Here is a 20,245-nt window from a genome sequence, read left to right on the forward strand (position 1 = left end):
TGTCCCCGGACTGTACACCCGCAGGCGGGAGAGGGGGTAGCCTTGTGCGGGGTTTTGCTATGTGCAGGTTTGATACATGGGTAACAACGTGCGCTGTTCGGCCCCACCGGCAAAAGCGGGAGAGGGAGACAAGCGAACGAGGTGCAGGCCTGGCTCTGAACCCAGACCCCCGCACTCAGTGGTTCTCTCTCCCGCACGCGGGAGAGGGGGTAGTCTTATGTGGTGTTTTGCTATGTGCAGGCATGGCTCTGAACCCAAACCCCGCACTCAGCGGTTCCCTCTCCCGCAAGCGGGAGAGGGTTAGGGTGAGGGCCAGAGCGCACCAACCCTTACTTCACCGGCATACCCGGCTGGGCACCGCTATCCACGGACAGCACAAACAGATCTTTGCCGCCAGGGCCGGCAGACAGCACCATGCCTTCGGACACGCCAAAACGCATTTTGCGCGGCGCCAGGTTGGCGACGATGATGGTCATCTTGCCCACCAGCACCGACGGATCCGGATAAGCGGCGCGAATGCCAGAGAAAATCTGGCGCTTCTCGCCACCCAGATCCAGCTGCAGACGCAGTAGCTTATCGGAACCTTCTACCAGCTCAGCCTGCTCGATCAGCGCCACGCGCATGTCGACTTTGGCGAAGTCATCAATGGTGATGGTCTCGCCAATCGGTGCATCGGCCAGTGGACCGCTTGCCGCCGGCTGGTTCGCCGCCGCTGCGTCCTCTTTCGAAGCCGCAATCAGCGCCTCCACTTTTGCCATCTCAATACGACCATACAGCGCTTTAAACGGCGCTACGCTGTGGTTGAGCAGCGGCTGCGCAATGCCATCCCAGCTCAGTTCGCTTTGCAGGAAGGCTTCTGTGCGCTCGCTCAGCGACGGCAGCACCGGCTTCAGCCAGGTCATCAGCACGCGGAACAGGTTGATGCCCATGGAGCAAATCGCCTGCAGGTCGGCATCGCGGCCTTCCTGTTTCGCCACCACCCACGGTGCCTGCTCGTCAACGTAGCGGTTGGCCAGGTCGGCCAGCGCCATGATCTCGCGGATCGCACGGTTGTATTCGCGGCTGGCCCAGGCTTCACCGATCTTCTCTGACGCATCAACAAAGGTCTGATACAGCGCCGGATCTGCCAGTTCGCTTGCCAGCTGGCCGTTAAAGCGTTTGGTGATAAAGCCGGCGTTGCGTGAGGCGAGGTTCACCACTTTATTAACGATGTCAGCGTTCACGCGCTGGACGAAATCTTCCAGATTAAGGTCAATATCGTCGATGCGCGAAGAGAGCTTGGCCGCGTAGTAGTAGCGCAGGCTGTCGGCATCAAGATGCTGCAGCCAGGTGCTGGCTTTGATGAAGGTGCCGCGCGATTTCGACATCTTCGCGCCGTTCACCGTGACATAACCATGCACAAACAGGTTGGTCGGCTTGCGGAAATTGCTGCCTTCCAGCATCGCTGGCCAGAACAGGCTGTGGAAATAGACGATGTCTTTGCCGATGAAGTGATACAGCTCGGTGCTGGAATCTTTCTTCCAGAACTCGTCGAAATCAATGTCGCCGCGTTTGTCGCACAGGTTCTTAAACGACCCCATGTAGCCGATGGGCGCATCCAGCCAGACGTAGAAGTATTTGCCCGGCGCGCCAGGGATTTCGAAGCCGAAGTACGGCGCATCGCGGGAGATATCCCACTGTTGCAGACCGGCTTCAAACCACTCATGCATCTTGTTTGCCACCTGCTCCTGCAGCGCGCCGGAGCGCGTCCACGCCTGCAGCATCGCGCTGAAGGACGGCAGATCGAAGAAGAAGTGTTCAGAATCGCGCATCACCGGCGTCGCACCTGACACCACCGATTTCGGCTCAATCAGCTCGGTCGGGCTGTAGGTCGCGCCGCACACTTCGCAGTTATCGCCGTACTGATCGGGCGATTTACATTTCGGACAGGTGCCTTTGACGAAGCGGTCAGGCAGGAACATGCCTTTTTCCGGATCGTACAGCTGCGAAATGGTGCGGTTTTTAATGAAACCGTTCTCTTTCAGGCGCGTGTAAATCAGCTCAGACAGCTGGCGGTTTTCGTCGCCGTGTGTGGAGTGATAATTGTCATAGCTGATGTTGAAACCTGCGAAATCGGTCTCATGCTCCTGCTTCATTTCCGCAATCATCTGCTCCGGCGCGATACCCAGCTGCTGGGCTTTCAGCATGATCGGCGTGCCGTGGGCGTCGTCCGCACAGATGAAAAACACCTGATTGCCACGCATTCGCTGGTAACGGACCCACACGTCAGCCTGAATGTGTTCAAGCATGTGACCTAAGTGGATAGAGCCGTTTGCGTACGGCAGGGCGCACGTTACCAGTAGTTTTTTAGCGACTTGAGTCATAATTTGCGTAGCATTCCGTGAATAAAAAATCGGGCTTAGATGTTAACCGAAGCACCCTCTGGCGTAAACACAGCAGCTCGGCCACGTCACTTTTAGCGCCTATCTGATATGATTGATGGCACACCGCCATCGTCTGGCGTCATGACTAAATAAGGAGTTGGGATGACCGCACAATCCCGGGACCATCATTCACCTGAAGCGTTGCGCGCCGTGGTTATCGGCGTGCTGAGCGAGTTTGAGCATCCGACGCTGCAACACAATCTGACTACCCTCAAAGCGCTGCGTCACGTGGCGCTGCTCGACGACAAGCTGCACATTGAACTGGTGATGCCATTTGCCTGGGCCAGCGCGTTTGAGGCGCTGAAAGCCCAGACCAGCGCGGAACTGCTGCGCCTGACCAACACGCGCGCCATCGACTGGCGGCTGCGTCATGACATCGCCACCCTGAAACGCGTGAAAAATCAGCCGGGCGTCAACGGGGTGAAAAACATCGTCGCCGTCAGCTCCGGTAAAGGTGGCGTGGGCAAATCCAGCACCGCTGTGAATATGGCGCTGGCGCTGGCGGCCGAAGGCGCGCGCGTCGGTATTCTTGATGCGGATATTTACGGCCCGTCGATCCCGGACATGCTCGGCACCGAAAAGCAGCGCCCCACCTCGCCGGATGGCACGCACATGGCGCCGATCATGGCGCACGGCCTGGCAACCAACTCTATCGGCTATCTGGTGACCGACGATAACGCCATGGTGTGGCGCGGACCGATGGCCAGCAAGGCGCTGATGCAGCTGCTGAACGAAACGCTGTGGCCGGATCTCGATTACCTGATTCTGGATATGCCGCCGGGCACCGGTGACATTCAGCTGACGCTGGCGCAGAACGTGCCGGTGACCGGCGCGCTGGTGGTGACCACGCCGCAGGATATTGCGCTGATTGATGCGCGCAAGGGCATGGTGATGTTCGAAAAAGTCAGCGTGCCGGTGCTGGGCGTGGTGGAAAACATGAGCATGCACATCTGCAGCGAATGCGGCCATCATGAGCCGATTTTTGGTACCGGCGGTGCGCAGAAGCTGGCTGAGGATTATCACACCCGCCTGCTGGCTCAGCTACCGCTGCACATTAATCTGCGCGAAGATCTCGACGACGGTGAACCGACCGTGATTCGCCGTCCGGAGAGTGAATTCACCGCGCTGTATCGTGAACTTGCGGGCCGGGTTGCCGCCCAGCTTTACTGGCAGGGTGAGGTGATTCCGGGCGACATCGCCTTCCGCGCGGTTTAAGCCTTAGCTGCCGCTGGTGCGTGACGCCAGCGGCAGATGCATCAACACGTACTGGCCCTGTTCGCTCTCTCCCAGCGCTTCGCGCTGCCAGCCGTGCTGCTGATAAAACTGCAGCGCCGCTTCGTTCTGAAGCAGACATTTCAGCGCGCCGGTGGAGGTAAAATGCTGCTGCACCGCGTTCAGCAGTGCACTGCCGACGCCCTGGCCCTGAAAGGCCGGATCAACATACAAACTGTGCAAAAAATTATCGTTATCCATCACGCCGGCAAACCCTGCGCGGTGGCCGTCGATCTCCGCTACCAGTACCGTTTCACCGGGAATAATCGCGTCGAAATCTTCCAGCTGCCAGTCGTCGCCGGCCAGCCATGTCCAGTTATGACGGCGCGCCGCGAGATACAGCGTGCGTAAGAAAGGGCGGTCGGCTTCTTCAAAAAGACGAATTTTCACTTCCAGACTCCATGACGAGTAAGCGGGCACGTTTTGTAGCGGCGTTGTGCACGCAGTTGAATCGTGCAGCAAAGATGATTGAATGTTTATAAAAAAATAGCAGTTGCCGCGCGTAAAGATAAAGCCTGTTAACTCTGCAGCTTTTCTGTGTAGAATGCCGCGGCAAGCCGCATCAAATCTGGCGTCGGCACTTTGATAGCTTTTGATTATCTGATTGATAACGTCTGCATATTAGAAGTTGGCCCGAAAATTATGTAGCCTGCATCACATCTTTTTAACGGAGGTCACCCATGTCTATCATCAATACCAAAATCAAACCGTTCAAAAACGCTGCATTCAAAAACGGCGAATTCATCGACGTAACCGAGAAAGACGTTGAAGGTAAATGGAGTGTTTTCTTCTTCTACCCGGCTGACTTCACCTTTGTATGCCCGACTGAACTGGGTGACGTGGCAGACCACTACGAAGAGTTCCAGAAACTGGGCGTAGACATCTACTCCGTTTCAACTGACACGCACTTTACCCACAAAGCCTGGCACGGTTCTTCAGACACCATCGCGAAAATCCAGTATGCGATGATCGGCGACCCGACCGGTGCTCTGACCCGTAACTTCGAAATCATGCGTGAAGCAGAAGGTCTGGCTGACCGCGGTACCTTCATCGTTGACCCGGAAGGCATCATCCAGGCCATCGAAATCACTGCAGAAGGCATCGGCCGTGACGCGTCTGACCTGCTGCGTAAAGTGAAAGCGGCTCAGTATGTGGCTTCTCACCCAGGTGAAGTTTGCCCGGCTAAATGGAAAGAAGGCGACGCAACGCTGGCTCCATCACTGGACCTGGTTGGCAAAATCTAAGTTACCAACGCCCTTTGATCTTTCTTCCATCGGGTGCTGCGGCACCCGATTTTCTTCACAGGAACTCACTATGCTCGACACCAATTTAAAAACCCAGCTCAAGGCCTACCTTGAGAAACTAACGAAACCGGTTGAGTTGATTGCCACACTGGACGATGGCGCAAAATCCGCAGAGATCCGTACTCTGCTGACCGATATCGCGAGTCTGTCTGATAAAGTCAGCTTCCGTGAAGAGAACGATCAACCGGTACGTAAACCATCATTCCTGATTACTAACCCAGGCAGCCACAGCGGTCCGCGCTTTGCCGGTTCGCCAATGGGCCACGAATTTACCTCACTGGTGCTGGCACTGCTGCAGACCGGTGGACATCCGTCGAAAGAGGCGCAGAGCCTGCTGGATCAGGTTGTTGCGCTGGACAGCGACCTGCATTTCGAAACCTATTACTCTCTGTCGTGCCACAACTGTCCGGACGTGGTTCAGGCGCTGAACCTGATGGCGGTGCTCAACCCGCGCATCCGTCACACCGCCATCGACGGTGGCATGTTCCAGAATGAAATCACCGAGCGCAACGTGATGGGCGTGCCGGCGGTTTACCTCAACGGCAAAGAGTTCGGTCAGGGCCGCATGAGCCTGGCAGAAATCGTCGGTAAGGTAGACACCAACGCGGACAAACGCGCGGCAGAAGAGCTGAACAAGCGTGATGCGTATGAAGTGCTGATCGTCGGCAGCGGCCCGGCGGGCGCTGCGGCGGCCATCTACTCGGCGCGTAAAGGCATCCGTACCGGCCTGATGGGCGAGCGCTTTGGCGGCCAGGTGCTGGACACGGTTGACATTGAAAACTACATCTCCGTGCCAAAAACCGAAGGGGCGAAGCTCGCCGGTTCCCTGCGTGCGCACGTTGATGACTATGACGTTGACGTGATCGACACCCAGAGCGCCATCAAGCTGATTCCGGCAGCGAAAGAGGGCGGTCTGCACGCCATCGAAACCGCGTCCGGCGCGGTGCTGAAATCACGCAGCATCATCATTGCTACCGGCGCACGCTGGCGCAACATGGGCGTTCCGGGCGAAGAGCAGTATCGCACCAAAGGTGTGACCTACTGCCCGCACTGTGACGGCCCGCTGTTTAAAGGCAAACGCACGGCGGTGATCGGTGGCGGTAACTCCGGCGTTGAAGCGGCCATCGACCTGGCCGGTATTGTCGAGCACGTTACGCTGCTGGAATTCGCCAGCGAAATGCGCGCCGATAAAGTGCTGAAGGATAAACTGCGCAGCCTGAAAAACGTGGATGTAATCCTGAACGCGCAGACCACCGAGGTGACAGGCGACGGCAGCAAAGTTACCGGTCTGACCTACATCGACCGCAATAACCAGACCAGCCACGAACTGGCGCTGAGCGGTATCTTCGTCCAGATTGGTCTGCTGCCCAACACCAACTGGCTGGAAGGCGCAGTCGAGCGCAACCGCATGGGCGAGATCCTGATCGACGCCAAAGGCGAAACCAGCCTGAAAGGCGTATTCGCCGCCGGCGACTGCACCACCGTGCCGTACAAGCAGATTATCATTGCCAGCGGTGAAGGGGCCAAAGCGTCACTGAGCGCGTTTGATTACCTGATCCGCACCAAACCGGCTGAATAAGTTTTGCGATAGCCACGCAAGCGCCCCGCAACCTGTGTTGCGGGGCTTTTTTTTATCCCAGCCAGCGACGCGCCTGTTCATCGCTGATATCGCGATAATAGATTTTATGGATACGTTCGCCGCAGCGTTTGCATTCGGCTTCGAGGTACGTGGAGTACCTGTAACGGCCGCCGGGGGCAACGGCGCCTTGACGGGAAATGGTGATATTGTGCCAGTAATGCACGTGCGGAAGAAAACTGAATAAAGTCATTAGCGATTCCGGGTGAAGGTGAAACAGCGGTCTTCAAATCCGGAAGGGAATTAGGCCGTGTTACGCTGCCGGCCGGTTTGATATTAATCAAGTTGCGCGCTTTCTTCTGTTTATTTCCCGGATACTGCCCCGGCAGATTAAATTAACTATCCTGATGAATTTTCGGTATTTTGGGGAAATTGATCTCCGTCGATTTGTTTATATTTTCCTGATGATCAAAAAATCATGAAAATTGATGGCGCACGTATTTTTGCTCATCGTTGCCCGGCAAAAAAAGCGCACCCGCCGCAGGATTTACAACTTTAAGCTGACCCTTTATGCTGTGAAGGCATGTCTGACATGGACGTGCATGACTCGGGGTGCCCTTCTTTGTGAAGGCTGAGAAATACCCGTAATACCTGATCTGGATAATGCCAGCGTAGGGGGTTGTTTTTCCTTTTATTTCATATAGATAAAGTTATTTCCATCTTGTTTTCATTCACTACTGATACAAGATGAGGGACAGCTTTGTTATCTAAACGCATTCGATATACCTTCAAACGCAGCTCAATCTACTACGTTCAATTCTCCCTCCCTGATGGAAAAATGTTCAGGCGTTCTCTGGACACAGACAGCCACAGGGAAGCTAATGCATTGATGATAGCTTTAATGCCTCAGCTCCTGATGGTTAAGGGGGGTGTACTTTCGCCCGGAGATTTCAACCATGCTATTAGCTCGTTAATTGAAGATAGGATGGTTAAGAGGGCAGGCACAGCGCTTTCTTTTCCAGTGGCTAACCCTACTTCCGTTATTGTTAAGGCCCCAGCTCTCACGCTTGGCGAAGCTTGGAATCAATACAAAGCTCAGCGGGGGGCTAATTGGACAACTGCCATTGCTTCAGCCAATGACCGATACATAGAGCCATTACTGGCTGTTTTAGGCCCAGAAAGCGATGTAGAGGGAATCAGTAAACGAGATATACATAATGTGATGGAAGCTGTGGAAGGGCTGCCAAAACGAGTCGTACAGCCTTACAGAGCCATGACTATTCAGCAGTTGTTAGCTTGCGATGATGTAGCTGAGGAAGATTTAATAGGCACGGAAGCAATACATAAGCACCTGAAGCTGTATAAATCTCTATTCAAAACTTTCCTAACGGATGAGAAGGGGATACTAACCAAATCCCCAACAGACGGTTTAACAGCTCCTCCATCATCGAAAAGATTCGGTGCTTACTCTGTTGGAGAGATGCGCTCATTTGTCTCTTACGCAATCAATCATGCTGATGGGTGGCTCAAGTGGATTATCTTACTGCTGGCCTACACTGGCGCTAGGCGTGGTGAGATAGCAACGCTAACCAAAACTCAGGTGTGTTTTGATGATGATAGCATTCGTCATTATCTGCTCATTACTGACGGCAAGACCGATAACGCAGCTAGGCAAGTGCCGCTCCATCCACATCTTATTGAGCTTGGTTTCCTTGAGTTTGTCGAAAGCTGTGACCATCAGTTATTCCCTGAAGTGTCAGGCTCTAACATGAATAAGATCAGTAAGGCGATGTCGGAGCTTAGGGAGAGATTGGGGATTCCATACAGGGACATACATAATCAGCGCCGCATTGTTCACAGCTTTAGGCATAGTGTTGTCACTGCTGCATCAGGATGGATGATAAATGTTGCGCATTTGCAGCAGGTGATTGGTCATGAGAAATCAGGGACAGGCATCACAAGAAGATACATGCACACTTTTCCTATTACGACAGTAAGCTATGTCATTGATAAACTAAACTGGATGGTCATGTGATTTGATTAAGCTCACGTTTAAGGCGTGTAGTGCATGTTAGTGAAAAAATGATCTTGCAAAGCATCTCTAAATGTTAGGTAATATTAACTGTTGTTTAGGATGTTTCTTATGGAAGGTTGTTTAACTACTACTGCTTTAGTTTGCTTTCAGAGGGAATCAAGAAATGCCAAGTGACCACGAGTTAGTTAACTTTTCTCAAGATTACGAATTAAATTACGTCTTAACCAAAGTCGGAAAGCGTCAAACCGAAACCAACCGTAAAACTCTGCGCACAATGGGGGTTGAGCTTAAGACGAAGCTGGGTAAAACAACTGTTACTCACAAAGAATTTTTTGATTATGTGAAGGGTCAGCTTCACCGTTTGGAGTGAGTGTCACCGGGAAAGGATTCCCACTTACTGAGGCTCAATATGGCTAAAGAACTTGAAGTGCCTAAAGAAACGGGCAAAGACTATGTCCACACAGCAATCAAAACAGCTTTAGGTGAAGTTCCTTTAGCTGGAGGGGCTTTAGCAGAAATTTTCTCAACTGTTATAGAGTCACCATTTCAGAAAAGAAAAATCCAGTGGATGCACAGGGTTGTAGATGCAATTGAAGAACTTCAAGAGAAAGGATTGAAGGTTGATGAGCTGAAGGAAAATGAACAGTTTATTTCCGCTGTATTCTACGCGTCTCATCTTGCAATGAAGACACATCAGGAAGAAAAATTGCAAGCTCTTAGGAATGCTATCGTGAATGTTGCGGAAGGGCTTGAAATAGATGAGTCTCTTCAACATATTTATTTAAATTACATTGACCAGTTTACTGTTCTTCATATCAAAATCCTTCGTTTTGCTTTAAGTAGGAAAGTTCCACCCAATGTTATGATGGGATCGTTAAGACCTATTCTGGTATCAACATATCCTGAACTTGATAAGCAGGAAGGATTAGTAACTCAAATATGGAAAGAGCTTTATAATTCTGGTTTGATAACTGTCGATTCTCTACAGGGCGGGCTTTCGTCGCAAGGGTTGGGGCAGAAGTTCACCACTCAAATGGGTGACAATTTCCTTAGATTTATAGAAGAGCGTTGATGATATAGAGTGTGCAGCTTTAGCTGCGTTCACTACTTTAATGACTCCTGTTTACTCCTGTGAACAAGTGTATTGTAGCCAGTGTATAGGGAAGGAAATATAACAGTCCATACCGTACCATATAAATTCAGGGGGCTAATTTGATGGTCTATGATAGCTTTATGAAAGGAAAGAGTAGGGTGGGGGCACTGGCGTTAGTCACTCTGACTAACAGCCACGGGGAGTGTTCGTCCGTGAGGCCACATGGGTACGTCGGAATGCGCATCGCCAGATGCGGTAATACACTACTTCCGAAATTAGTACAGTAATATAATCCCCTATGTCCTGACTGACTTTACAGGTTGTATATATACTACTTCCGAAATAAACCAAGTTAAGCAGGAGAGGTGATGTTGATCTCTCTAATACCTACTTCCGAAATAGTTAGCCTAACACCTTGTGCACGGTAGTGCGGGAGATAGATAGATGCTTACTGATGGCTAGCTTGTTCATTCCCTCAGCGTATAGCTTGCGTATACTGGCATGAAGGCCTGCATCAGGCTTAGGGCCGAAAGTGACACCGCGTTCCATTGCTGCTCTCTTACCCTCGTTAGTACGCTCTAAGATACGCTTACGTTCAAACTCACCAACAGCAGCAATCACAGTGTAGATAACCCGACCAATATCAGAATTGATGTCTGTCTGCCCTAAGTCCATGCACACTAAGCCAACACCTTTAGCTTTCAGCTCATCAGCAATAGACAGAGCATCACGCGTATTACGTGCTAAGCGGTCTAGCTTCATTACAATTACCGTATCACCTGCCTGTACATCAGCAAGCAAACGCATTAGCTCAGGCCTCTCAGCATTCTTCCCTGAGATGTTCTCCTGATACACACGCTCACAGCCAAGCTCAGTTAATGCGGCTACCTGTAAGCCTGTATTCTGTTCCTGTGTACTCACTCGTGCGTATCCGTATTTCATCACTAATACCCATGTAGTTAATTAAGTATTCATTGTGATGCAGTGTCCACTATTTCACAAGACTGTGTACACAAATTAAATGTCTTGACGGGAGATCTTTATATTGATCTACTAGCTGATTGTTCCCCTCCCTTTTAAATTTCCTCTGGCACTTGCTCAGGGGGTATGAAGGGGGTGTACCGGGGGGGGCTGACTACTTGCATAGCTATTTCCCAGTTTCTAGCAGAAATAGGCCTATGTCCGAGGTAGAGAGCGTCCTTGCTCTTTGTTCATTTCCCTTCTTTCTTCAGCGCTTCTTCAACTACCTTCTGTATTGCCTTCTCGCGCTTCTTTGCTCTGTGCTTCATCCACCACCCCACCAGATATTTAATGGGGGCTATGCCCAGTGAGATGAGCAGGACATCTATTGCGGTAATTGTTGGTGACGACATGTATAACTTACAATCTGTTAGATTGCCCCCTTCCTTAGCCCTTTGCAGCTATCCTAGTCTTCAGGTCTGCAATGTCTGCTTCTGCCTGTTTTAGGCGAGCTATAAGTTCCACTACAGGAAGGGCATTATTCCCGAGAGTGGCATTAAGAATTGCAAAGCCATTCAGGTCTAAGTCTGTATGCATAGAGGTTTGCCCTGTAGTGGCATTGTCCCTCATTAAGACAGAAGAATTTAAAGCATCGGCCAGCTTGATGAGATTATTATTCAGTTGGTTTACAAATGAACCGTTAAAAGCAGTATTGTTTAATGGAGTGAGAGTGAGTTCTGCCATTATATGATGGCTCCTTTATATTATTATTGGTGTGTATCGTACATCAAAGAATAAGCCCCTGTACCGCTCCTTGAGCCACTCTTAGGCCTTGAGAATTACGTCTGCATTAGAAGGGCTTAGAATTGCTCCTAGAGCGTCCTAGAGGCCTTAACGGCCATTCACGCTTTCACCGCCTGCCGGGGCCACTGGCTGGACATTAGGCTCTCCAAAGAACTCAGTTTCATATTTCTTAAATGCAGAATCGAAATCATCATTTCCTTGTAGATGTGCAGCAGCACGGACAGTTTTATTAACCAGAGGGCTAATCTGCTGGTTGAGATCTTTAGCCTTAGCAATGACAGCCGGGTTACCCTCATATCCTTTCTTAGGGCGGAAGGTGAGAGAGCCATTACGGAAGGTGTACTCAAGAGCGCTGTCTACACCTGCTTGCTGTTCCTGCACATTGGCAAAGCCAACGTTAAGGTTGCTCTTAGCGCCTGTATCAACAGAGAAGCCAGTAGTTACCTGAGCATCTTTCCACGCCTGTTGAATCACAGGGGCAAGCTTGTCGGTGTAGTTGGTGCCGATTACGTTCTCAATGTTAGCTGATACGTTTTCATCAATTGTACCGCCGTTCTTCATATACTTCAGGAACTGAGGCGAAGCAATGAAGTCCATAACGTTGTTCATTTGGTTAGGCGTCTTCTGAGAAGAGGCAAAGTCAACAGTACCACCTAAGATAGCGTTAACGTTCTTATGCAATTCAGCCTCAACGCCAGCCTTATCCTCTGGACGGATGAGGGGAGATTTCTGGTCGAGCTGGTCAATGGTGGATTTCAGAATGTCTACATGCGTCTTAGTGTCAGCTTTATCGCCAGCGCTAGGGGACGTTGGATTGTAGGTGACACCAGAGCCTTTCTGAATCTCTGCCATACGGCTAGCCAGATTGTTAGACAGGCGAGACATTACAGAGGGAGGCGTGTTGCTTCCCAGCAGCTTAGTAGCGGCTAAGTCAGCTGCCATCTGTGGGTCAGCAGCAAATGGCAACAGAGCTTTAGTCTGTGCACTGTCCAGCTGATGTTGATAGATATCCGCTGATGTTTTACCAGATACATAATCCTGTCCGGCCTTGTACATATCCGCAAAGGGTTTAGTCAGGCCATCAACATAATCACTTCCCGCAATACCGCGATACTGCATGAGCTGGCTGTTAAAGTCCTGCTGAAGCTTCTGAACAGCCATAGCTTTCTGCTCAGGAGTCATTACAGAGTTCTTCTGAATGCTTTCAATTTGAGAGCGCTGGCGGTCATATTCAGCCTGTACAGCACCATTCAGGCCATTACGCACCTGAAGCTGGTTAGCTTTCATTTTGGCTTCCATAACAGCATTAGCACGCTGTGCCTGAGCGTTAGCAATGTTGGCACGCTTCTCCTGAAGGCCCAGCTTCTGATTTTGAATGCTCAGCTGCTTACTGTAGAAATCCATCTGCTGCGCTGCGTGTTCCTGCTGGCGCATATGCTCTACAGCGTCTTCCTGCTGTGAAGCGGTCATGCCTTCATGAATCCAGCCAGAACCTGTAGCCTTCTTGAGGTCAGCTTGATATTGCTGTTCTACGGCTGTGCCCTGTGCCAGCGTATCCCCTAGACCAGCCGAACCAGCCAGCTTAGTGTTTAGGGATACAAAGTCTTCTGTTAGGGTGGGATTGTTAGCAATTGCCTGATTGAACAGAACGCGCTGACGGCGCTGAGCTTCAGCCTGTGAAAATTTCCCCTGTGATACGCCTTCATTCAGAGCTGTAATATTCTGAGCGTATTGCGTAACGGCAGTGGCCTGCTTAGCTTTCTGTTCTTTAGCGGTGTTCTGTGCCCACAGTTGTGCGCCAACCTGAGCAAGCTGAGTAATGCCCCCAATCACTGCACCCGCTGTGTTATTCGATACAGGCGCTACAGCCTGTGTAGGAGCTACGCTGCCCTGTGGTGCTGCAATGTCCTGTTGGTCAAATAAAGCCATTTGTTATTCTCCTTTGAATTAATGCAATGCCAGCTGTGTGCTGTTGTTGAGATAAGAAATCTGAGATAGGCAATACTCGTGTTTCTTATTCCAAGCGGCTAAGGCTTCTACACAAACGCAGATAAGGCTTTTGTCTGTGATTGGCGTAGCCTCAAGAATACGGCACCAGCGGCTAATCTCGAATTGAGCCTCGTTCAAGGCTTCTGTGGATTCCATTAATAATTGTTCGATATTGTTCATTCTTTTTTCCCTTAAAGAGTCTGAATAGGTATTTCATAATGTCTGGCATGAATAAGTTCAGAAGAGCTACACAGCAAAGAAATAACATGCCATCACCTCATTACTTCATCAGAAGCTGTATTTACCTCACTAAGTACAGTATTAAACCCGCAATACTTGCAATGAATGTGAGGGCGCGGAGTGTCTATAAATTCTTCGTATGCTTTATCATATAGGCAAGTAACCTTACAGCGCTGACATGTCCAGTTGCGATGGTTCTCTCTAACTTCCGCCAAACGTTCAGCCTTAGCTGTCTCCAGCATATAGTCTATAGCCCCGGCTAAAGCCGTTCCGCTGTTCCATATACCGTCAATCTTTGAGGTGTCACACCCGCTAATCATCACTTGTTTAGCTATTACGTATTCGTGATTCTCCTTGCGGATAATTACACCTTTATACGAGAAGTTAATAGCAGACTGTGCAGGTGTGTGAGTCAGGCCCATCTGGTTATCTCGTTTTCGCTGAATGCGTTGAGATTGACGGGCATTAGCTCTGGCTTGCTGCTGTCCAATACTCCAGTTCTTATTCACTGCGACATTCCCCTTAAATACCTACTTCCGAAAAAGACTCAGTCTTCCGACCGGGCCTTACGGAAGAAATCAATAGCGTTTGCGTTAGTGTTACCGCGTGCTTTGTTTTTCATGTTCTCGGCAAATTGGGCTTGAGCCTCCGCCACGGCTACATCACCGCGTTGAATATCTTTCATTGCTGGAGTCATAAAGTATTCGGTGTTCACACTCTCACGGATACGGCGCATGTAATCCGCCTGTGCCTCCCGGCCATAAAGAGATGAGAAGGTTTCCTGTGGAACCTGCTTGCTCTGAGATCTTTTAGCCAGTTGACGTGCTACAGCATCTGCTGCTTCCTGAGCGGAGCAGCCCGTTTGCTGCATTAGTTGTTGCATGATTGCCTCAATGTCAAAACTTGATGCGGTGGCGTCAGCATTATTAAAAAGTGATTCACTCATTATTCTTTTTCCTGTGAAATATAATTGCGACGGTATGCGCTTAATAAAACTCGTTCTGTCCAGTCGAATGTATAGCGGGCAGACTCTTCTAGTAACTGTTCCCAATAGATATGCTTACGTGCCATTTCCGCTTTAAACGCGTCTCTGGCCTTCTTAGAATACTTAGCCATACATTTCCCTGCCTTATTTGTATAATCGCGCCAGGAGCGCTACAACGCTTGCTGTAGTGTATTCTTTTCCAGTAACCGTAACATGGCCTTTAGTATTAAGGGCGTTGGCTAAAGCTGCGTTACCTAAGCCATAACCTAAAAGGTCTTCTACAATTGGCTTAATCTTCTCATCATATTTACGGGTGCGGTTGGCCCGAGCTTCAGCAAATGAAGTTCCTGTGTGTCGCATGTTATTTATCTCTGTTTTTTATTGTTTTGAGAGGGTAGGGGAAACGAGCCAGCCTCTAGAAAGCTGGCCCGAATTCTTATTTCAGTTTGTTCATTTGCTTCAACTCATCATCTGGATAGCTCCATTTGGCAATGTTTAACAATGCCGCACGTTGCTCAGGTGAGAGAGTAGCTTTATTAATCCAGCCTATCACGTCTTCACGAGTAGCCCAGCCAGAGGCAGACATAATGGAATCGAACAGTCGGCGGTCACCACCTTCGATTTGCTTCATCATATTTGCCATCCAGCGCTTATGAGCTGCTACGTTATTCGGGAAAGCTGACATACCATATTGAGACATACGGATGAGATATTGCTGCTGGTCTGCCGTAACTCCCTCAGCCACCATGCGCCGTGACACGTCATTAAAATACTGGTCAATGTCAGCATTATATTTATCGTGTTCCGCTCTGATGTCATCAGTCACTGCAAAGCTACGTGCCTGAGCAAGGCTTTGAAAACCTAACGCCTTAGCAAATGCTTCTGGTGTTGTGACATTATCACGGGTCATAGCGCCTGTAGCTGAATACTCGCGTTGATACTTGAGCATGAGCCACGCTTTATAGCCATTTGAAAGCCCTGATGACAGGTTGGCTACATCTCTCATTACAGCGTGCCATTTCTCCACACTGGTATCATCTGACGGGTCTGCCACTAAACCAGATGCGTATCCGATGTCACGTACTAAGTTGGTGATACGGGGATTGCTGCCCATCAGGAGAGAACCAACAGGGGCGTTTGCAATTGCTTCTCCGATTCCATCTGAGAACAGATGCCCAACCATATCAATTACGCCTTGTGGGTCATATGGGTTGATGCCACCGCCCCAATCAACTTGTGATTTCTGGCCCCACACGGCCTCAATCATTCCGTTAGTCAAGACGTTGGACAGTCCACCCAATATCAACTCACGCTGTGTCTCATCTTCCGGGAGGTATTCAGAGAGCATGTCGCCAAGCCAGTCTGGTGCACCAAACATGGACACAGCAAACGCTGCCATACCTACTCTGTTCTTCACAGGAATCCCCCGGTTGAAGAGAAGCCCAATCATTTTCAAAGGAACCTGACCATACTGACCAATCACACTTAGCTCGTTGTGGTTAAGCGCCATCTGACCGGAGCGGGAGAAGTTGCCTGTGAACTGACGTGCATCATTAGCCACCTGTTGCAGCGTGGTAGCGGGGAGGGTTGTTCCCTTGCCAGCCTTAACTGAAGCCTTTAATGCTGCGTCATAGTGGGCGAAATACGAAGATGCCTGTACAAAATACTCGCCAGCGTCAAAGCCAAACCTGCGGGGTGCGCTGAGGGTCTTTTTAACCCCTTTACTCGTTAGGTTGGCTGCACGGCTTGCATAGCCTACAGACAAATCCGCATTGGTTGCCATCATGCCTTGTACCATCTCATGACGGCTAATACCCTTAGTTACACCTGACTTTTCCATAGCAGCCTTCATGGCCTTGAATTCTGCTTTACTGCGGCCAAACAGTTTATAGAATTGTTCAGGGGCGTTAGGGTTAAACTTATCCAGCATCAGGAGCGTAACATCATCGAAGAGGTGAGCAATGTAAGTTGGGTGCCTACCTACCGTCATAAGAGCCTGTGCGGCCTGTACAGCTAATTGTCGGAATGGGTTAAGGGCAATCATCATTGTGAACGAAAGAGAGCGGAGAACGGCTGTAGGGCTTCCCTCTGCCAGTGATCGTGAGCCTTTCTCAGCAGCGCTAAACACCTTACCGCCTAAGCTGTCTCCAGCTTTCACAGCCCAACCCCCTAAGCCATCAGCAGCCTGAGAGAAAATAGATTTAGTCACATCATCAAGACTGTTGACATAACCGTTTTCCATAGCCCGGATGTGCTCATACATCGCCCTTGCAGCTGCCTTGCGTTTCCCCTCTCCCTTAATCTCAGAGATGTTGGAGGGATAGTCAGGCTTCCCGTCTCGGGTTGGCATAACATCCCTGTAAGTAGCCATGAGGCGCTTCTTACTTGTCTCAATCCAGTCACGATAGCTGATGCGGGAAGCAACGCTTTCAATGCTGCTGTTCATTGCCTGAATAGGGGATTCAATGTGGCCTCCCTCTAATTCGGCATTTGAGCCAATAGCATCTTCTAAGCGCTTACCACGTACACGCTGAGCAGAGAGGCCCCCCGCTGACATAGCCTGTGTGTGGGCCTTGTCATATTCAGCCCCCTTCAAATCACCACGTACACGATATTCACCGGGGCGGGCTTTCTTATAGCGTTCAATAGCCTTGCTGGCTGTGAGCATGTCAGGAGCTGTGGCATATGCCTGCCAGATGTCTTGTCCGTGCTCATCTTTAACCGACATTCCATCTGCATCTACAAGCTGTTTCTCAATAAAATGTGGATTGTTGTAGCGTACTGAATAATAGCCCTTGCGATAGGCCATCACCGTATCATCATCGGAGAGGGCTCGGATGTATGTCCCTGCTACGTGATTGTCATTCACCACATGCAGCACCTGTTTACCATCAATCTCAATCGGGTGGGCTAGCTGAGCTATCCCTGCACTGCGTGAATTCAGAAGGGCACGATCTGCAGGAGTGAGGGAAATCACTGCATCTTTGGCCGCATCATAGACAGCTGTTTGATTGCGTACACTGTTCACAGAAACAGGACGGGCAATAACATCTAATCCGCTCTGGGGGTGAACCATACGGCCATAGCCACGGGTTTTGTAGCTACGTACCATATCAGCGTTAGTCAGATGCCAGAGAGTGTCCTGTGTCTTCTTGAACTGTTCGAAGGCACGAATCTCTGCCTCATTGAAACCACGGCCAGCAAGGTCTGTGTAGTTGTATGCTACCCCTTTGGCGTTAGCTTCTTTGATTGTGTCGATGATAGCATTACGGCGTTCACGGGCCAGAGGCTGTAAGGAATCAGTGAAGCCCTTAGCCACTTTAACAAGCTGCTCTCCTACAACATCCTTTTTCAGGTCAGAGAGCACGGCCCCTTTCATGTATTCGGGGTCGAACATAGCCTCCGGAGAAATCACCTGCGAAGTGATGGAGCCGCGGCCAGATTTGCCATAGAACACATCAGCACGGTTTCCCCAGTTACGCGCTACATCGAACACTGAGAACTCATTATCAGCTAAGTCACCGGCACTGTAGGCGTATTCCTGTTTAATCTGCAACAGGTAGTCACCCATCGCCTCACCCTCAGCGTTCTTGAGAGAGCTGTATGGCACGGGGTGATAACTATCCCCATCACGAACGAGGATGTTAATGTCCTTCTCATCCACTCCGTATTTACGCAGAGCAAACTGAGCTTGTGAGACGGCATCTTGTACGCTGCTCCAGCCTGAGTCTGTTGGTCCATACACTGCTGAAATGTCTAAGCCATTCCCAGCATCGTTAGGGCCGACAGTCGTCATCTCTCTGCGATTAACTAAGCCGGTAGCATTACGGAAATCATGAGTGACATTGGAATCTAAGCGCCGCTTCTCAACAGTGGAGAGATTAGGAGCTGAGGCAGAACGGACTAAATCCAGCGTTTCATTGTCTGGCATATACTGGAAATCGTCATAGCGGGTGGGGTCGTACACTCTGCTCTGCACTGTACCATCTGCCGCCTTTGGCTGAGCTGCCATGTAACCAGCGAAAGCGTTCTCTTTGCTTGTGCCGGTCATTGCCTGTGCAAATTCCTCTGTGTCGTCATGAGCAATACCTGCCATTACACGGCGTGCTTTGTCCGGGTTAGCATCCTTCAGGATTTCCATTGGAGCAGAGGGCTGCTGCTGTGCCATCATTTGGCGTTGCTGAATGGCTGTCTCAGCGTCTGTAGCGGCTTCTCCGGCTTTGCCAGCCTGCACTAATGCATCTGCCTCTTTAGCTGTCTTGCCTGCCTTCAGGAGGCGTGCAGCGAACTTAAAGGGCACAGCTAGGCCTGACATATCAAGAAGGCCGCCTAAGTTATCCAGCGTTTCATCTGTAACTGTGTAGCTGCCTGATTGAGTGATGGCCTGCAAGGCTTCGAGGTTGGCACTGTCTTTCTCTGCTGGTAACAGAATAGTGCGGCCTTCACCGTTCACTGTAGTAGCAATGCCATCCAGAACAGCCATGCGCTGGTCAAGGGGAAGCGAATTGAACTTGTCAGCCAGCACAGCTTTTGATGTACCTTGCAGGAAGAATGAGGCAATCACGCCTTTAGTGTCATTGCTCAGACTTGAATACAGGCGAGCTGATTTAGCTGAGGTGGCACCCGGCACCATGTTTTCAACAAAGTTGGTTGCTGTAGCTGTAAGCCCGTCTTCTTCCTGTGACATCGCTGTGGCGTTGTAGATGGCCTGTTGCTGGCGTTTAAACTCAATGGCTCTGTCCATACCAGCAGCAAACAAATCACGGCTTACAGTGGCTTCTGCGCTTTCCTGTGGGTTGTTCTCAGCTGCTTCCTGAGAGCCTAGTATTCCCTGAGCGGTGAGAAGGTTGCTCTTGGCAAATTGCCCATTCTGATGGGCCATTAAAACACCCTGCTTTGTCAGGTCTGGCACTGTCGGGTCAGCAAGAGATTCATACATAGCCTGCTGAAACGCTGAAGCCTCTTCCGTCTTACGCGTATCAAGAATCTGATTCTGTGTAGGGCTGTAGCCTAACTGTGAGTGCTCTGAGGTGATGGCGTCGTAAGTGGGAATCACCTGACTTGGGTCAGTTGGAGCATTCAGCAAAGCAACAGTAGCGGCACTGTTTCGCACTGAAGGACCAGCAACAACAGCGGGCTGTGGTTCATATGAATCAAGTGAAGTATCAGTGAAGTCATTAAGGCTTCCTGTGTTACTGTCTAAGAAATCGTCTAAAGTGTAATTGGCCATGTTATTCTGTTATCCTTTATAATTGTTATTAGTGGGAATGAGCCGCTATTTTAAGCAGGCCAAGAACTAAGAAGAATATAATCCAATGCTTCCATGTAGGTGCCTCCAATGCCTCTACGTAAGCCTTTGCCTTAATTACCAGCGTGTTCACTCTGGCTAATAATAATTTCAAGTTCATTGTCGATTCTCATATCCTTCATCAGGCGAGATAACCAAGCCTGTCTGCTTTTCTTCCCACGTACAGAATCAATCCAATTCATTACCTCTGGTGGAAAGTGCACGGTAAGAATTGATGTGGGCTTTTTATTGTTCATACTGAATCGCCACGGCTTTA

At 50.2% G+C, this 20,245-nt stretch carries 19 protein-coding genes and 1 riboswitch; of the genes, 6 read left to right on the plus strand and 13 right to left on the minus strand.

Annotated features, from left to right (window positions below; translation table 11 throughout):
• Positions 1-329 precede the first annotated feature (329 nt).
• Entirely contained in the window at positions 330-2,363 is a 2,034-nt protein-coding gene (gene metG, locus ERD80_RS01585; RefSeq protein WP_136545568.1) for a methionine--tRNA ligase, read from the minus strand.
• 162 nt (positions 2,364-2,525) lie between these two features.
• Here metG and apbC point away from each other — a divergent pair, with 162 nt between their 5' ends.
• Positions 2,526-3,638, plus strand: coding sequence for an iron-sulfur cluster carrier protein ApbC (gene apbC, locus ERD80_RS01590; protein WP_058757266.1), 1,113 nt, complete (start codon positions 2,526-2,528; stop codon positions 3,636-3,638).
• Positions 3,639-3,641: 3 nt separating this feature from the next.
• On the opposite strand, the gene ERD80_RS01595 is transcribed toward apbC, so the two are convergent.
• The gene (locus ERD80_RS01595) at positions 3,642-4,085 is read right to left on the minus strand and encodes a GNAT family N-acetyltransferase (RefSeq protein ID WP_136545569.1); all 444 of its coding nucleotides are present in this window, start codon (positions 4,083-4,085) and stop codon (positions 3,642-3,644) included.
• Positions 4,086-4,375: 290 nt separating this feature from the next.
• Between ERD80_RS01595 and ahpC the strand changes: the two genes are divergently transcribed.
• On the plus strand, positions 4,376-4,939 hold the full coding sequence (gene ahpC, locus ERD80_RS01600) for an alkyl hydroperoxide reductase subunit C (RefSeq protein ID WP_010617942.1): 564 nt from the start codon (positions 4,376-4,378) through the stop codon (positions 4,937-4,939).
• A gap of 70 nt (positions 4,940-5,009) precedes the next feature.
• Entirely contained in the window at positions 5,010-6,578 is a 1,569-nt protein-coding gene (gene ahpF, locus ERD80_RS01605) for an alkyl hydroperoxide reductase subunit F (RefSeq protein ID WP_136545570.1), read from the plus strand.
• 52 nt (positions 6,579-6,630) lie between these two features.
• Here ahpF and ERD80_RS01610 read toward each other — a convergent pair whose 3' ends face one another.
• Positions 6,631-6,828 (minus strand): hypothetical protein, encoded by a 198-nt coding sequence (locus ERD80_RS01610; protein WP_136545571.1) that lies wholly within the window; start codon positions 6,826-6,828, stop codon positions 6,631-6,633.
• Positions 6,829-7,173: 345 nt separating this feature from the next.
• Positions 7,174-7,269, plus strand: a riboswitch (TPP riboswitch).
• A 66-nt stretch (positions 7,270-7,335) separates the two neighbouring features.
• On the opposite strand from ERD80_RS01610, the gene ERD80_RS01615 reads away from it, so the two are divergent.
• The 3 genes from ERD80_RS01615 (at position 7,336) to ERD80_RS01625 (ending at position 9,682) form a co-directional block, all read left to right on the plus strand.
• Positions 7,336-8,610: a tyrosine-type recombinase/integrase gene (locus ERD80_RS01615; RefSeq protein WP_136545572.1), complete on the plus strand. Its 1,275-nt coding sequence runs from the start codon at positions 7,336-7,338 to the stop codon at positions 8,608-8,610.
• A gap of 163 nt (positions 8,611-8,773) precedes the next feature.
• Positions 8,774-8,980 carry a hypothetical protein gene (locus ERD80_RS01620; RefSeq protein ID WP_136545573.1) on the plus strand — a complete coding sequence of 69 codons (207 nt, stop codon included), beginning with the start codon at positions 8,774-8,776 and terminating at the stop codon, positions 8,978-8,980.
• A 39-nt stretch (positions 8,981-9,019) separates the two neighbouring features.
• A complete protein-coding gene (locus ERD80_RS01625) occupies positions 9,020-9,682 on the plus strand; it encodes a hypothetical protein (protein WP_136545574.1) in 663 nt (220 codons plus the stop codon).
• Between the two features lie 423 nt (positions 9,683-10,105).
• Here the strand turns inward: ERD80_RS01625 and ERD80_RS01630 are convergent, their stop codons facing one another.
• The 10 genes from ERD80_RS01630 to ERD80_RS22610 all read right to left on the minus strand — a co-directional run.
• A complete protein-coding gene (locus ERD80_RS01630; protein ID WP_136545575.1) occupies positions 10,106-10,645 on the minus strand; it encodes a recombinase family protein in 540 nt (179 codons plus the stop codon).
• Between the two features lie 465 nt (positions 10,646-11,110).
• On the minus strand, positions 11,111-11,407 hold the full coding sequence (locus ERD80_RS01635) for a hypothetical protein (protein WP_136545576.1): 297 nt from the start codon (positions 11,405-11,407) through the stop codon (positions 11,111-11,113).
• A 147-nt stretch (positions 11,408-11,554) separates the two neighbouring features.
• Positions 11,555-13,396, minus strand: coding sequence for a hypothetical protein (locus tag ERD80_RS01640; protein ID WP_136545577.1), 1,842 nt, complete (start codon positions 13,394-13,396; stop codon positions 11,555-11,557).
• A gap of 18 nt (positions 13,397-13,414) precedes the next feature.
• Positions 13,415-13,636 carry a hypothetical protein gene (locus tag ERD80_RS01645; RefSeq protein WP_136545578.1) on the minus strand — a complete coding sequence of 74 codons (222 nt, stop codon included), beginning with the start codon at positions 13,634-13,636 and terminating at the stop codon, positions 13,415-13,417.
• A gap of 92 nt (positions 13,637-13,728) precedes the next feature.
• A complete protein-coding gene (locus ERD80_RS01650) occupies positions 13,729-14,205 on the minus strand; it encodes a hypothetical protein (RefSeq protein WP_136545579.1) in 477 nt (158 codons plus the stop codon).
• Between the two features lie 38 nt (positions 14,206-14,243).
• Positions 14,244-14,642, minus strand: a complete 399-nt coding sequence (locus ERD80_RS01655) for a hypothetical protein (protein WP_136545580.1) — start codon at positions 14,640-14,642, stop codon at positions 14,244-14,246.
• Positions 14,642-14,812: a hypothetical protein gene (locus ERD80_RS22360; RefSeq protein WP_168926241.1), complete on the minus strand. Its 171-nt coding sequence runs from the start codon at positions 14,810-14,812 to the stop codon at positions 14,642-14,644. The genes ERD80_RS01655 and ERD80_RS22360 overlap by 1 nt, the downstream gene beginning before the upstream one ends.
• 13 nt (positions 14,813-14,825) lie before the next feature.
• Positions 14,826-15,041, minus strand: a complete 216-nt coding sequence (locus ERD80_RS01660) for a hypothetical protein (RefSeq protein ID WP_136545581.1) — start codon at positions 15,039-15,041, stop codon at positions 14,826-14,828.
• Positions 15,042-15,117: 76 nt separating this feature from the next.
• Entirely contained in the window at positions 15,118-19,911 is a 4,794-nt protein-coding gene (locus ERD80_RS01665; RefSeq protein ID WP_136545582.1) for a hypothetical protein, read from the minus strand.
• 131 nt (positions 19,912-20,042) lie between these two features.
• Positions 20,043-20,245 (minus strand): hypothetical protein (locus tag ERD80_RS22610; RefSeq protein WP_211145553.1); only part of this gene is annotated, 203 nt, incomplete at its 5' end.

Origin of the sequence: Pantoea sp. R102 (assembly GCF_004916815.1) — a bacterium.
Classification (GTDB): Bacteria; Pseudomonadota; Gammaproteobacteria; order Enterobacterales; family Enterobacteriaceae; genus Pantoea; species Pantoea dispersa.

Excerpts from the sequence above, each read along its gene's own strand:
- metG (WP_136545568.1), bottom strand. The coding sequence starts at position 2,363 with ATGACTCAAGTCGCTAAAAAACTACTGGTAACGTGCGCCCTGCCGTAC.
- apbC (WP_058757266.1), top strand. The coding sequence starts at position 2,526 with ATGACCGCACAATCCCGGGACCATCATTCACCTGAAGCGTTGCGCGCC.
- ahpC (WP_010617942.1), top strand. The coding sequence starts at position 4,376 with ATGTCTATCATCAATACCAAAATCAAACCGTTCAAAAACGCTGCATTC.
- ahpF (WP_136545570.1), top strand. The coding sequence starts at position 5,010 with ATGCTCGACACCAATTTAAAAACCCAGCTCAAGGCCTACCTTGAGAAA.
- ERD80_RS01610 (WP_136545571.1), bottom strand. The coding sequence starts at position 6,828 with ATGACTTTATTCAGTTTTCTTCCGCACGTGCATTACTGGCACAATATC.
- ERD80_RS01620 (WP_136545573.1), top strand. The coding sequence starts at position 8,774 with ATGCCAAGTGACCACGAGTTAGTTAACTTTTCTCAAGATTACGAATTA.
- ERD80_RS01625 (WP_136545574.1), top strand. The coding sequence starts at position 9,020 with ATGGCTAAAGAACTTGAAGTGCCTAAAGAAACGGGCAAAGACTATGTC.
- ERD80_RS01630 (WP_136545575.1), bottom strand. The coding sequence starts at position 10,645 with ATGAAATACGGATACGCACGAGTGAGTACACAGGAACAGAATACAGGC.
- ERD80_RS01635 (WP_136545576.1), bottom strand. The coding sequence starts at position 11,407 with ATGGCAGAACTCACTCTCACTCCATTAAACAATACTGCTTTTAACGGT.
- ERD80_RS01640 (WP_136545577.1), bottom strand. The coding sequence starts at position 13,396 with ATGGCTTTATTTGACCAACAGGACATTGCAGCACCACAGGGCAGCGTA.
- ERD80_RS01645 (WP_136545578.1), bottom strand. The coding sequence starts at position 13,636 with ATGAACAATATCGAACAATTATTAATGGAATCCACAGAAGCCTTGAAC.
- ERD80_RS01655 (WP_136545580.1), bottom strand. The coding sequence starts at position 14,642 with ATGAGTGAATCACTTTTTAATAATGCTGACGCCACCGCATCAAGTTTT.
- ERD80_RS22360 (WP_168926241.1), bottom strand. The coding sequence starts at position 14,812 with ATGGCTAAGTATTCTAAGAAGGCCAGAGACGCGTTTAAAGCGGAAATG.
- ERD80_RS01660 (WP_136545581.1), bottom strand. The coding sequence starts at position 15,041 with ATGCGACACACAGGAACTTCATTTGCTGAAGCTCGGGCCAACCGCACC.
- ERD80_RS01665 (WP_136545582.1), bottom strand. The coding sequence starts at position 19,911 with ATGGCCAATTACACTTTAGACGATTTCTTAGACAGTAACACAGGAAGC.